10 protein-coding genes and 1 tRNA gene are annotated in these 12,547 nt (G+C 44.4%); 9 read left to right on the top strand and 2 right to left on the bottom strand.

Annotation, left to right across the window (positions count from 1 at the left end):
• Positions 1-96 precede the first annotated feature (96 nt).
• Both QZ371_RS10385 and QZ371_RS10380 read left to right on the top strand, forming a co-directional pair.
• Positions 97-1,065, top strand: coding sequence for an aldo/keto reductase (locus QZ371_RS10385; protein WP_295212284.1), 969 nt, complete (start codon positions 97-99; stop codon positions 1,063-1,065).
• Between the two features lie 1,609 nt (positions 1,066-2,674).
• Entirely contained in the window at positions 2,675-3,025 is a 351-nt protein-coding gene (locus QZ371_RS10380; RefSeq protein WP_295212280.1) for a DUF1292 domain-containing protein, read from the top strand.
• 591 nt (positions 3,026-3,616) lie between these two features.
• Here QZ371_RS10380 and QZ371_RS10375 read toward each other — a convergent pair.
• Positions 3,617-4,414 carry a sporulation initiation factor Spo0A C-terminal domain-containing protein gene (locus QZ371_RS10375; protein WP_295212275.1) on the bottom strand — a complete coding sequence of 266 codons (798 nt, stop codon included), beginning with the start codon at positions 4,412-4,414 and terminating at the stop codon, positions 3,617-3,619.
• A gap of 639 nt (positions 4,415-5,053) precedes the next feature.
• Here QZ371_RS10375 and QZ371_RS10370 point away from each other — a divergent pair.
• From QZ371_RS10370 to QZ371_RS10345, 6 genes are all read left to right on the top strand, one after another.
• Positions 5,054-5,470: a PH domain-containing protein gene (locus QZ371_RS10370; protein WP_295212271.1), complete on the top strand. Its 417-nt coding sequence runs from the start codon at positions 5,054-5,056 to the stop codon at positions 5,468-5,470.
• A 112-nt stretch (positions 5,471-5,582) separates the two neighbouring features.
• Positions 5,583-6,662, top strand: a complete 1,080-nt coding sequence (locus QZ371_RS10365) for an FkbM family methyltransferase (protein WP_295212269.1) — start codon at positions 5,583-5,585, stop codon at positions 6,660-6,662.
• 31 nt (positions 6,663-6,693) lie between these two features.
• Positions 6,694-9,156, top strand: coding sequence for a glycoside hydrolase family 2 protein (locus tag QZ371_RS10360; RefSeq protein WP_295212268.1), 2,463 nt, complete (start codon positions 6,694-6,696; stop codon positions 9,154-9,156).
• Between the two features lie 51 nt (positions 9,157-9,207).
• Positions 9,208-9,471 (top strand): PqqD family protein, encoded by a 264-nt coding sequence (locus QZ371_RS10355; RefSeq protein ID WP_295212267.1) that lies wholly within the window; start codon positions 9,208-9,210, stop codon positions 9,469-9,471.
• The gene (locus QZ371_RS10350) at positions 9,464-9,946 is read left to right on the top strand and encodes a S24/S26 family peptidase (protein ID WP_295212265.1); all 483 of its coding nucleotides are present in this window, start codon (positions 9,464-9,466) and stop codon (positions 9,944-9,946) included. Before QZ371_RS10355 ends, QZ371_RS10350 begins: the two co-directional genes overlap by 8 nt.
• 1 nt (position 9,947) lies before the next feature.
• Positions 9,948-11,084: a nucleotidyltransferase family protein gene (locus QZ371_RS10345; RefSeq protein WP_295212261.1), complete on the top strand. Its 1,137-nt coding sequence runs from the start codon at positions 9,948-9,950 to the stop codon at positions 11,082-11,084.
• Between the two features lie 71 nt (positions 11,085-11,155).
• Here QZ371_RS10345 and QZ371_RS10340 read toward each other — a convergent pair whose 3' ends face one another.
• Complete coding sequence (locus tag QZ371_RS10340; protein ID WP_295212258.1) at positions 11,156-12,226, bottom strand: GGDEF domain-containing protein; 1,071 nt, start codon at positions 12,224-12,226, stop codon at positions 11,156-11,158.
• Between the two features lie 243 nt (positions 12,227-12,469).
• Here QZ371_RS10340 and QZ371_RS10335 point away from each other — a divergent pair.
• A tRNA-Pro gene (locus tag QZ371_RS10335) sits at positions 12,470-12,546 on the top strand.
• Position 12,547: the final 1 nt, after the last annotated feature.

Genomic DNA, 12,547 nt, shown 5'->3' with positions numbered 1-12,547 from the left:
TATAATTAATTACCATAAAACATAATGATGAAATATTGGGCATTGGCGGCAAGGACGAGCCGCCTAAAGAAATGATATGCCGAGGGGGAAGAGAATATGTTGAGCTATACGCTTAAAAACGAAAAATACGAGATAAAAATACCTGCGCTGACGTTCGGTGCGGCCGGCTTTGAGCGAAACGACTGTGATGAGGCTTATTTTGAGTTTCTCGACAAGTACGTTGAGCTGGGCGGCTGGTGTATCGACACCGCAAGAGTCTATTGCGACTGGCTCGAGAACGGTCACAACACCAGCGAGGGCGTTATTGGCAGGTGGCTGAAGGCAAGAAACTGCCGTGATAAAATCTGTATCGCCACAAAGGGCGGCCACCCTGCAATGGGTCATATGGATAAAAGCAGACTGAGCAGGGAAGAGCTCACGAAGGACTTGGAAGAGAGCCTTGCTGTGCTTGGCGTTGATTATATCGACGTTTATTTCCTGCACCGTGACGATCCGAAAGTGCCTGTTGAAGAGATAATGCCTGTGCTGAACGATTTTTACAACAGCGGCAAGATACGCTTTATCGGCGTTTCAAACTGGACGACTGAGAGGATCGAAGAAGCCAACAAGTTTGCCGAAGAAAATGGTATGGAGCCTGTTCGTATCAGTCAGATAAATTACAGCCTTGCCCACGCAAGCGTTGAGACTTTCGGCGATGACACGCTGGTTTGTATGGATACAAAGGAATTCCGCTGGTACAAGCAGCACAATTTCCCTGTTATGGCGTTCTCGCCGCAGGCAAAGGGCTTCTTTGCAAAGCTTGCAAAGGGCGACGCTGCAAACAATCTGCCTGAGGGACAGTACGCAGGACCTGCGAACCTTGCGAGACTTGCAAAGGTAAAGCAGCTCAGCGAACAGACAGGGGACACTCCTGCGAAGATAACGCTGGGTTATCTGAACAGTCAGCCGTTCTTTGTTTCCTCAGTTTTTGCGGTAACAAAGCTTTGGCAGCTCGATGAAGATATGGAAGCGCAGGACTTGACCTATGACGCAAAGACAGTTGCGTTCCTTGAAAATATGATATAAAAATATAAGCACTCTGCATTGATCGCAGGGTGCTTTTTATATTGCTATATCATTGTGGGCTGTCGGGGACGCCAGCCCCTACAAGTATTTTTTTGCAAACAAAAAATACTTAACTATGCAACATCTGAATACATCACATAGTTAAGTATGTACTTTCATATTGATTATGCCATTGGTATTACGCCCTTCTGAAAATTTTAGTCGTAAACTCAAACTCAATTGTACTTTGGACTCACGCCTTTCAGTAAAATTCTGTCCGCATAATATAAGTTATTCCATTGGATCTATTTCCTTTCGGTAAGAATAATAACTCTAAGAAAAATTACCTTTCCATTGGATCTATTTCCTTTCAAAATATTAAGTTATGCCTCAGTAGATCAAACTTAACGTGCCATTGGACTTAACACCTTTCGTAAAGATTTATTTTCAATGAAATAAATTACTTTTCCATTGGAATTATCGCCTTTCGCATAAATTCAAGATCTTCTGCTCGTCATATCAAACGAGCCTTGCTGAAGTAACTGGTGGGCTCACCTCCAAATATCAGATGTTCAAAAGCCTTGAGTGCATTTTCATAACGCACCACTCCTTCAGTATTTATATGATCTTTAGAAAATTCTCAGTCAGTAAATCAAATCGTTAAAGAGCATTTCGCTCGTAAATTTCTTGGCGGACTCACTCCCATCTATCTAATGTTCAAGATCCTTTTGTGCATTTTCATATGCACCACTCCTCGAAATTATATTTGATTTTTATAGCTCTGTGAGCTTTTTATTTCAGAAGTTATATTTTACATTGGACTCACTCTTTCAGTTTATTTTTCTACCTCTGAAAAGCTGAAATTGTGCATTGGAAACACTCCTGTCTAAATTTTATTTGCAAACCTCGTGAAATTGATCATAACGATCACTCCTTATATGTAAGTTGCAAATCATATTCAATTGTAAGTTTCCGAGTATCCGTACTTGCAGTAGCTGATTATTTAGTTTATCCGTCAGACCCTGCAATTTCTTCTGTGTAAGCCTTTATATAGTTTGGATTCTGTCAGCCCTTACGTCTGCGTCTCGATCCTGTGTTACTTTAAGAAACTGCCGAGCCTATGGATACTCGTCTGGATCTCTTCTGCGTCCATTGGACTCGCTCCTTTCATATCTCATTGAATATCCGAAGAGCCTGCCCGACTTGATAAGCCTTAGTGCACCGAATGTCGAGTATATGCTGTGTCCTTCAGTCTATCCGTGATATACAAGGAAGATTCAAGCTCTGCTTTTTCAACCTCCGCTCGCTCTAGTCAGAATCGTTACTGCGTTGTCCGAACCGTTATCCGTCTGATAAGAACCAAAGCCTTGATTTTTCTTGCTTTGCTCTTTTCTCTTTCCTTGACTATACTATACCACACTTTTTAGCACTTGTCAATAGTTTTTCTCAACTTTTTTGTACATTTTATATTTAATGTTACTTTTACAAAATGCGCTTGACTTTGATTTTGGGTTGTAGTATAATATAAGTGTTGCGGTGTTCGGAAGCGGTCATTTTATCTCGACTTTTCCAATATATCATACCAAAACGGCGTGATATACTGCACAAAATCACATTTAGGAGGAATATTATGGATAATGAGTTTCTGCCTGATCTTTATGAATTAGAGGATGAGAACGGCAACAAGCAGACCTTTGAGCTTCTTGACGCAATGGAATATGGTGACGAGAAGTATTATGCGCTCACACCTTATTATGAGAATGGCGACGAGGCTTTGGAAGATTCCGGCGATGTTGTGATCCTCAAGGCTGAGTATGATGAGAATAACGACGAGATACTTGCTTCTATCGAAGATGATGACGAGTACGAGAAGATCGGTCAGATCTTTATGGAGCGTATCGAGGAAATGTTCGAGTTTGACGATGATGAGGAAGAGGATGAGTGCGGTTGCTGCGGTCACGACCACGATCATCTTTCATAATTGTTCAGATAGCGAGAATTGTGAAAAAAGCATAGCAGATCGGCGTGTCAATATGTAAATTGTACAATTTTATGTACTGGGTTTTGCTGAAATTACCTATTGATATTTTGCAAATGCTGTGTTATACTATGTAACAGAAAAGCAAAATTCCTGCCTTGTGCGAACAAGCACAGTTATTATAAATCCAACACTTCTAAAAAGGGATTCAGGCTCTGGAAATGGATTGCAGACCTCCCGCCCGATACCGCATTTGCCGTATCGGATACGGACGAAGGGAGCGTGAGGGTTTCAGGCTGTTTTACCCACCCTGCTTTTATAGCGGGTTTATCGGCTGTGCGACGGCAAGGCGGCTTTTACTTAAAAGTTCAGCGTATCGGTTTTTATCGGTACGCTTTTCTTTATGCCTGTTCGTATTCACCAAATCGGCGTTGCGGCATAAAATGATGTAACGGTGGGGTCGGCATAATATTGTGCCTGCGGGTGACGCAAGTGCGTCCGCAGGGCAGCCCGCAGTTTAGTTATGCACGGTCACATTGTCTATATAAAATCTATATAAAAAGGGAGCGCTTCATACAAGTGCTCCCTTTCTTTTTAAATAGTTATCTCGCAATTGTCCTCGCCGCTGAGACACTTGCAGCTTATCCTGTCGGCAATGACAAAAACCAGCTCGCTGTTTGTTGGAACGAATTCGGGATCAAGGGCAAAGTTGCCGAAAAACTTGACCTTGTTCTGTTCCTCCACCTTCTGCCAGCAGCGCTTGATGGCGGTGCGTATGCTTCGCTCAACGCTTGCAGGGGTGACGTCGTGGCGCTGTGCGACTGTGGGGTAGATTATCTTCGACATACCCTTTGTGAGCTTGTCGCCCTCCAGCACGATCTTCACAGCCTCACGAATGTACTCATAGCCCGTGTAATTCGGCGTTATGCAGAGCAGTTTCAGCGCTTGGGTGATATCATTGTGTATCTGTTGGGCGGAAAGCTCCGTCTCGTCGCAAATGCGCTTGATGTTGATGTCGGGCTCGTTGGCTCTGACCTTTATTTGCGAAACCTCGATAACGGCGCTTTTGATATCCTCACAGCTCATAGGGCTTTTTATTATTTTGTCAACGTAATTTGCCTTGACGTCTCCGCTTACAGGGGAGTCCTTTTCTGCCAGCATTATAATGCGCAGATCGTGGTCAACGCTTTTGAGATTTTCGCAAAGCTCGTATGGATACTGGGTCATTTCCGCCATTATCAAAATGTCGGGATTGCTTTTGATGACCTCAAGCTGAATGGTCAGCGGACTTCTGTCCACCTGACAGGTGTTGTATCCGCAAATTTTCAGATAGTTTGTGACGTTTGTAGCGTTTGTGCTGAGACTGCCTACTAAGATGTTTGGATTGTTCATTGATAATTTCCTCCTCAAATTTTTTTACATTTTTTTGACCCTATTTGAGTATATCATCATTTGCTGACCTTTTCAATAGTTGCTTTCATATTTTCCGACTTTTCACAAATTCGTTAAGTTTGTGGTAATACTTAGTTAATATATTGTAAATATACGTCGCTGATTTTTACGATAGTAGTACATAAATAACCATAAAATCAGCTGATTTATTCGCAAAGTCTGAAAATAGGTGTAGCATAAATGTCTAATAAATGAACACGCAATTGTAAAATCGGGTTTTACACAGATTTTGCAAAGAATAATGCCGAAAATTACAGCAAATCAGTATATTCTCCCATTGATAAACGTATCAAAAAGGACAATAAATGTCGAAAAAAGTTGTCTATTTGGATGTTTGTACGTTAAATTTAGTGACGTATTAATTTAGCGTACACAAAGCTGGATCGTAAAATCAGTTTCATATATTTGCATTGTCAACCCGATTTTTGAACTTGTGGTATACAATCGAAAATAATAATTTATGACGATCCCACAAAGGTCACGAACTTCGTGCTTATGATCCCAAAGAGAGTTTTTCCTTGACAAAATAATATCGTTATGTTACAATTATATAAATTAATATAGTGGGAGGTCACGTCAATGAAAAAGGACGCTATCAATTATATATGGTCAGATAAGAAAAGAACGCTTTTCGGTCTGCCGCTGTCTTTCACAAGATATTTCCTCACAGAGGATAAGTTCATAACAAGAAAGGGCTTCCTTTCCATCGAGGAGGACGAGCTTGACCTCTATCGTGTCATTGATAAAAAGCTTGTGCTGCCGTTCGGACAGCGTATGTTTGGCTGCGGTACAATTATAATGAACGTCAAGGATGTTGATACCCCTGTCAAGGAGGTAAAGTCTGTCAAAGCGCCTAGAGACGTGCTTGCCCAGCTTGATAAGTATATCAATATCAACTGTGATAAGTACCGTGTTAGAGGCAGAGATATGGTGGGCTCTGACGGACATTTTCACGATCACGACGATTTTGACTTTGACGATGACGGAAGCTTCTGATATTTTGCAGAAGCTTGAAACAGCGTAAATAGGGGCTTTCGCAGTCTTTTCCTGCGGAAGCCTTTTTCTGAGAATGACCGCTTAGAACGATTTAGAACCGAGGATTGATAAAATGTTTTCAAGGGAATATTTCGAGAGCCTGCCTTCTTCTTGGGATAGGCTGAAAAACTGTCCCCACCCTGTCTATATATATGGTATGGGCGACGGTGCGCAGAAGCTTCTTGACGAGTTTGAAGCAAGGGGCATTTCCTGCGAAGGCTTTTTCGCCAGCGATGATTTCGTCAGGGGGCAGAGCTTTCAAGGCAAAAAAGTCCTAACCCTCGCACAGGCGGAAGAGCTTTCGGGGGAGATAACAGTCGCCCTTGGCTTTGGCACAAGCCTGCCCGAAATTATGGAGCGTATCGACAATATCTCGAAAAAGCACCTTCTTATCGCACCCGAAACTGCCGTTGCAGGTGAGGAGAATTTCTCCAAAGAGCGCTTCTTGGAGCTTTTTCCACAAGCAAAAAAAGCCTATGATCTGCTTTCAGACGAACTTTCAAAGCTCACCTTCGAGAAGCTCACAGCCTATAAAATAACGGGCGACCTCGCCTTTCTCCGTGAAATTTTCACAGATAAGGATAAGATAACCGAAATGCTTCCCCTTGACGATAACGAAATTTATTGCGACCTTGGTGCTTATACAGGGGATACCGCACTTGAATTCATCCGCCGCACAAAGGGGCAGTATGATAGAATTTACGCCCTTGAGCCAGAGCGGAAAAACTTTCAGAAGTGCGAGAAAAATATCCTCGCTTGCGGCTTCGATAATGTGGAGCTTCATAACGCCGCAGCTTGGTCAAAGGACTGTACGCTGAATTTTGCAGGCGGCGCAGGCCGACAGGGCAGAGTTGACGCCGCAGGCAAAGCCGTCCAGGCACGAAGCCTTGACAGCGTCCTCGGCGGCAGACCTTGTACATATGTTAAATATGACGTTGAGGGCGCAGACTTGGAAGCCCTTAAAGGCAGCCGTGAGACAATTTCACACTATGCGCCGAAAATATGCTGCGCACTTTATCATCGCCCTTATGACTATTTCACCCTGCCGCTGTATATAAACATCCTGCACAAAGGGTACAGATTTTTTATGCGGCAGGAAAGCTATTATCCCGCTTGGGAGACAAACCTTTTCTGTATCGCCGACAAGAATTAAATTATGAAATATCCCCGAAAGGAACAGACCAATGAGAATATCCCTTAACGAAAACTGGAAAATGACAAAAGCAGGCTCGTCCGAAAGCTTTGATTGCAAAGTGCCTTGCTCGGTATACAAGACCCTGCTTGACTATAAAAAAATTCCCGATCCTTACTATCGTGAGAACGAGTATATCTCGACACAGATATGCGACGATGATTATGATTTTGAGACCACTTTTACCGCCGACAACACCGCCGCAGACTGTCAGTTCACAGTCCTGCATTTTGACGGTATCGACACTATCGCCGAAGTTTACCTTAACGGCAAGCACCTTGGCAGAGTGAACAATATGCACAGAATGTGGGAATTTCCCGTTCACGGCATACTCAAAGCAGGTGAGAACACCCTCACAGTCAAGATAAAATCGCCTAATCAGTACATAAAGGAAATGGACGAAAAGCGCCACCTTTGGGGTGTTGATTCCACTATGACAGGCTATACTCACATCAGAAAAGCCCATTGTATGTTCGGCTGGGACTGGGGCCCAATGCTCCCAGATATGGGCATTTGGCGTGACGTTACCCTTGTTATCCCCGAAAAGGGTCGCATACTTGACGTTTATTACAGCCAGCTCCACGTTGATGGCAATGTCACGCTGAAAGCTGTTTTGCATATCGAAAACCACGGCTGTCAGAAGGCTTCCGTCACAGTTTTTGACCCACAGGGCAAGGCTGTTGCTGAAAGCGTTATATCACTCGATGATAAGAGCGAGTATTACGAGACCGCCCTTGATATCGCCGACCCTCAGCTTTGGTGGGTAAATGGTTACGGCAAGCAGCCGCTTTATAATGTGACGGTCAAGCTGCTGGATAATGACGTTGCCGCCGATGAGAATTCTCAGCGCATTGGCCTTAGAACGCTGACAGTTTCACAGGAAAAGGACGGGTGGGGCGAGGAATTCTGCTTTATAAACAACGGCGTGAAGATATTCGCAATGGGCGCAAATTATATCCCCGAAGATCAGATAGTAACACGCTGCAATGAGGAAAAGACACGAAAGCTTCTTGCCGACTGCAAAGCCGCCAACTATAATTTTATAAGAGTGTGGGGCGGCGGATATTATCCCGACCAGTATTTTTACGATTACTGCGATGAGAACGGCATTATAATATGGCAGGACTTTATGTTTGCTTGCTCCGCATATCTGCTGACGGAAGAGTTTGAAGAAACTGTCCGTGGGGAGATCCGTGACAATGTTATCCGCCTGCGCAATCACCCATCGTTAGGTCTTTGGTGCGGCAATAACGAGATAGAATCCGCTTGGGAATACTGGGGTCTCCCCGAGGATGAGGAAGCAAAGAGTGACTATCTCATCATATTCGAGGAGATAATACCGCAAGTTCTGAAAGAATTTGACCCTTGCGAAAACACATTCTATTGGCCGTCGTCACCTTCATCTGGCGGCGGATTTAAAGACGCTTCATCAAATCACGCCGGCGATATGCACTATTGGGACGTTTGGCACAACTTCAAGCCTATCGAGGCTTTCCGTGAATTCTATTACCGCTTCTGTTCGGAATACGGCTTTGAAAGCGTTCCGGATATTAATACCTGTCGTGAATTTGCGGACGAGGCAAAGGGCGATTTCGACCTCTGTTCACCTGTAATGGAAGCCCACCAAAAATGCGTTCAAGGCAACGAAAAGATTATGTATTACCTTGCGCAAATGGTTCGTTATCCATACGATTTCCGCCAGCTCATCTATTCATCTCAGCTTGTGCAGGCGGACTGCATACGTTCAAATGTTGAGCATATGAGAAGAGCAAGGGGCAGATGTATGGGCTCGGCATATTGGCAGGTCAATGATTCAAACCCTGTTATTTCTTGGTCGAGTATCGACTATTTCGGCAGGTGGAAAGGTCTCCATTACTATGCTAGAAAATTCTATGCGCCTTGCCTTATATCTTGCGACGACAGCGATATCAATAAGCCTGTCCTCAATATCTCCAACGAGCGTAGAAAGCCATTTGACGGCATTGTAAAATGGACGCTGCGCAACAACAAGGCTGAGATAATAACCAGCGGTGAAAAGCAGGTAAGCGTTGCGGCTTTGACCGCCGAAAACGTGCTGACGATCGACCTTGCGGACGAGCTTGAAAGCCGCACAGACCGCCGTGAGAAGTATCTTGAATATTCGATCATCGAAAACGGCGTTACACTCAGCGGCGGCACGACACTTTTCGTCCGCCCGAAGGAATTTACCTTCCTTGAGCCAAATATCACATTCGGCGTGTCCGAAAGCGAGGACAGCTTTGCGGTGACGCTCTGCGCAGAAAATTACGCAAAGAGCGTGTGTCTGAGCCTAAAAAATGCCGACTGCGTTTTCTCTGACAACTGGTTCGATATCCATGGCAAAGAGCCTGTTACAGTCGAGGTGAAGAAAGCCAATCTTTCCAAACCGCTGACCGCAGAGGAGTTTTCAGCAGAGCTTGAAATTATGCACAATTAAAATGACAAATATGCTAGACAATAACAAAAAGTAAAAAACAGGAGAATCATTATGAAGATCAAAGAGGGCTATATATTGAGAAAAGTTGGCACACAGAACGTTGTTGTGGCTGTTGGCGAGGCGAGCCGTGATTTCAACGGAATTATAAGGCTCAACGAAACAGGCCGTTTTCTGTGGGAATATCTTTCCGAGGACAAGACCGAGGAGCAGCTCACGACGGCGCTGCTTGAGCATTATGAAGTCAGCGAGGACAAGGCGAAAGCGGACGTTAAAGCTTTTGCCGACAAGCTGAGAGGAGCACAGCTTGTTGACTGATAAAATGCCGAAAAGCGAGAGCGAGTTTGCGCTTTCCGAGTATGACGACACCATACGCTTTGTGCTTGAAAGCGGCGGCGAATTTAGAATTTATCCAAAGGGTACAAGTATGCTGCCGCTGATAAAACAGGGGCGTGACAGCGTTTGCCTTGTGAAGCCAAAGAGCAGGCTTAAAGCGGGGGATATCGCCTTTTACCGCCGTGATAACGGGCATTATGTGCTCCACAGGGTCATAAAAACCACCGACGAGGGCTACATAATTTGCGGCGATAATCAGCTCAGCCTTGAAGGCGGAATAACGGACGATAACATCATCGCAAAGGTGTCGAAAATATACCGCAAGGGCAGGCTCATTACGGAGGAAAAGCTTTTGTACAGGGCGTATAAACGGCTTTGGAGCAGCTTTTTCATAAGGCGTGTTTATTTCAAGCTCCGCAGTATTGCCCATAAAATTTGCAGGACAGAAAGGCGTTAAAATGGCTGTATCGACAGATAATTTACATACAAAAAGTTTGAAAAAACAAAATTCGGAATTTGAATATCTGATAAAGCTGCTCAAAAGCGTGCTGGAAAGTTCTGCAACCGAGGAGAAGCCAGACGACGTCAGCTTTGAGAAGCTTTTTGCCCTTGCGAACAGCCACAGCGTTGCGAACACGGCTTTTTATGCTGTTGAGAAGCTTGAAAACAAGCCCCAGCCACAGCTTTACGCCAAGTGGCAGGAAGTTCGTGACAAGGCGCTGTTCAAAGATATCACCCAGCAAATGGAGTTTGAGAGCATTTCGGCTCAGCTTGAAGCGAACAAAATACGCTATCTGCCGCTGAAAGGCACTGTGCTCAAAGGAATTTATTCCCAGTCTGATATGCGGCTTATGTCGGATATTGACCTGCTTATCGACGGCAAAAACGCCCAAAAAGCGCAGGATATTATGCACACGCTGGGCTATTATACCGAGCATTTCGGCGCAGGCTGTCACGATGTTTATATGAAAAAGCCTGTGATGAACGTAGAGATACACCGCCAGCTTTTTGGTGCGGAGCATTTCGACCTTGAAGCCGTTTTCACCGAACCTTGGAAGATGTGCACAGACCCCAAGGGCTGCCGCTGGGATTTTGACAAGAGCCATTTTTTTGTTTACATAGTCTCCCACGCCGCAAAGCATTATTACGGTTCAGGCACAGGAATACGCACTTTTATGGATATTTACCTTTATAAAGAGCGCTATGGCGGCGAGCTTGATATGAGCCTTTTTGACCAAATGCTGTCAAAAAAAACTGCGCAGATGTGCAAAGACCTTGTGGGTCTTGCGGAGGTGCTTTTCGGCGGAGCAGAGCGGACTGACAAATACTCTCAGATGATAAAATATATGCTTGGCTGCGGAACATACGGCACGACGGCGAATAGCGTTGACAACGAGATAAAGCGCAGGGGCAAGGCAGGCTATCTGTTTTCACAACTTTTCCCAAGCCGCAGTTTGATGTGCTATTCCTATCCGATACTGGCAAAAGCGCCAATATTGCTGCCGTTTTGCTGGATAATAAGGCTTGTGACAAAGCCGTTCATCAGCCGCAAAAAGACGATGATAAAGCTTAAAAAGCTGTTTTCAAGGCAATAAATGCAACAAAAAAACGGATAATTTTCACGCAGATGTGAGAATTATCCGTTTTGCTATCTGTATTCGTATTTTTATTTATAAACAACGCAGTTTTTTCCCTGATTTTTACCCTTATAGAGCAGCTTATCAGCCGTTGAGATGCCAACGTCATAGTTCTCTTCGGGGCTGACGGAGTAAACGCCGAAAGTCATTGAAATGCGGAACTGTCCAGCACCTTCGTCAAAGACGGTGCTGTTTATGCGGCGGCATATCTCCTCTGCGATCTTCACGCCCTGTTCAGTACCGGCGGACGGCACAACGAAGAGAATTTCCTCGCCACCCCAACGACAGACATAGCCCTCGGTCGGGACAGTATTTGCGATGATCTCCGAAACAGTTTTCAGCACCTTGTCGCCGACATCGTGGCCGTAATTATCGTTGACGTGCTTGAAGTCATCGATATCGCCCAGGCAGAGCACATACTCACTGTTGACGTTTCTAGCGCTTTGCTGGATAATTTTGATATAGTCCATCATAGCACGGCGGTTGAAAAGCTGCGTCAGTGGGTCGATAGTCGCAAGCTTTTGCAGCGTTTCGTTCTTAGCGTCGGCCTCACGCCTGTTTTTCTCAACAGCGAAAATATAGATCGCCGAGACGTAGATGATGACAACGAAGCTGCAAATGGTATTATAGATATAGACGATGTTAGTCTTTACCATATCAAGCTGATAAGGGCTGGTTCGATTTATGATAAAAAGCCGCATAATAATGAATATTATAACATCAATAGTTGACAGCAGATATGGGATTTTCTTGTTATTCGGACTTAGATAGAACGGCATAGGGATAATGCAGAGCATTATTTGCGTAAAGCCCGTCATCCACCCGACGTAATAAGCGCCGAGGCAGGCGTGGATAATGATCTCCACCAAAGTGAGGTAGACGAAGCTCGGGACATTTTTTTTATTAGTTAGAGCGAATGCCATAAATGCATAAACGGCAATGCTGATGTAGTTATAGTGCACCATTTCGTGTATACCAAGATACCTAAAAAGCGCAAGATAAACAATGTGACCCACCAGCAGGATCAGGTCGCCAACGAAATAGATATCCCGTTCGGAGAAGAGGCCCTTTGCCACATTAAATTCTTTTTTCAATCTCATTTTACAATTTGCTCTTTCTTGTTTTAGTTAGCAGCCATAAACAAAATAAACATACTTTAATAAATACATTATATCGCATTTTTTCGCCATTTTCAATGCATAATATATACAAAATATATGAAGAATTTTTTTCTAATTCGCATAGAACTGGACTTTTTTTAATTCGCACTCTCTGTACTGCGAATTAAAAAGGGGGGGGTTGACAACGGAGGAGGAGTGTGGTATAATACTAAGGTGGTATTTCGAGGTGTGGCTCAGTTTGGTAGAGCGCTGCGTTCGGGACGCAGAGGCCGTGGGTTCAAGTCCCGTCACCTCGACCAG

Source organism: Ruminococcus sp. (genome assembly GCF_019423705.1).
Classification (GTDB): domain Bacteria; phylum Bacillota; class Clostridia; order Oscillospirales; family Ruminococcaceae; genus Hominimerdicola.
This window is presented reverse-complemented; position numbering and strand designations above follow the sequence as displayed.

What these genes read in the sequence shown, in the direction of transcription:
- QZ371_RS10385 (WP_295212284.1), top strand. Translation starts at nt 97, where the DNA reads ATGTTGAGCTATACGCTTAAAAACGAAAAATACGAGATAAAAATACCT.
- QZ371_RS10380 (WP_295212280.1), top strand. Translation starts at nt 2,675, where the DNA reads ATGGATAATGAGTTTCTGCCTGATCTTTATGAATTAGAGGATGAGAAC.
- QZ371_RS10375 (WP_295212275.1), bottom strand. Translation starts at nt 4,414, where the DNA reads ATGAACAATCCAAACATCTTAGTAGGCAGTCTCAGCACAAACGCTACA.
- QZ371_RS10370 (WP_295212271.1), top strand. Translation starts at nt 5,054, where the DNA reads ATGAAAAAGGACGCTATCAATTATATATGGTCAGATAAGAAAAGAACG.
- QZ371_RS10365 (WP_295212269.1), top strand. Translation starts at nt 5,583, where the DNA reads ATGTTTTCAAGGGAATATTTCGAGAGCCTGCCTTCTTCTTGGGATAGG.
- QZ371_RS10360 (WP_295212268.1), top strand. Translation starts at nt 6,694, where the DNA reads ATGAGAATATCCCTTAACGAAAACTGGAAAATGACAAAAGCAGGCTCG.
- QZ371_RS10355 (WP_295212267.1), top strand. Translation starts at nt 9,208, where the DNA reads ATGAAGATCAAAGAGGGCTATATATTGAGAAAAGTTGGCACACAGAAC.
- QZ371_RS10345 (WP_295212261.1), top strand. Translation starts at nt 9,948, where the DNA reads ATGGCTGTATCGACAGATAATTTACATACAAAAAGTTTGAAAAAACAA.
- QZ371_RS10340 (WP_295212258.1), bottom strand. Translation starts at nt 12,226, where the DNA reads ATGAGATTGAAAAAAGAATTTAATGTGGCAAAGGGCCTCTTCTCCGAA.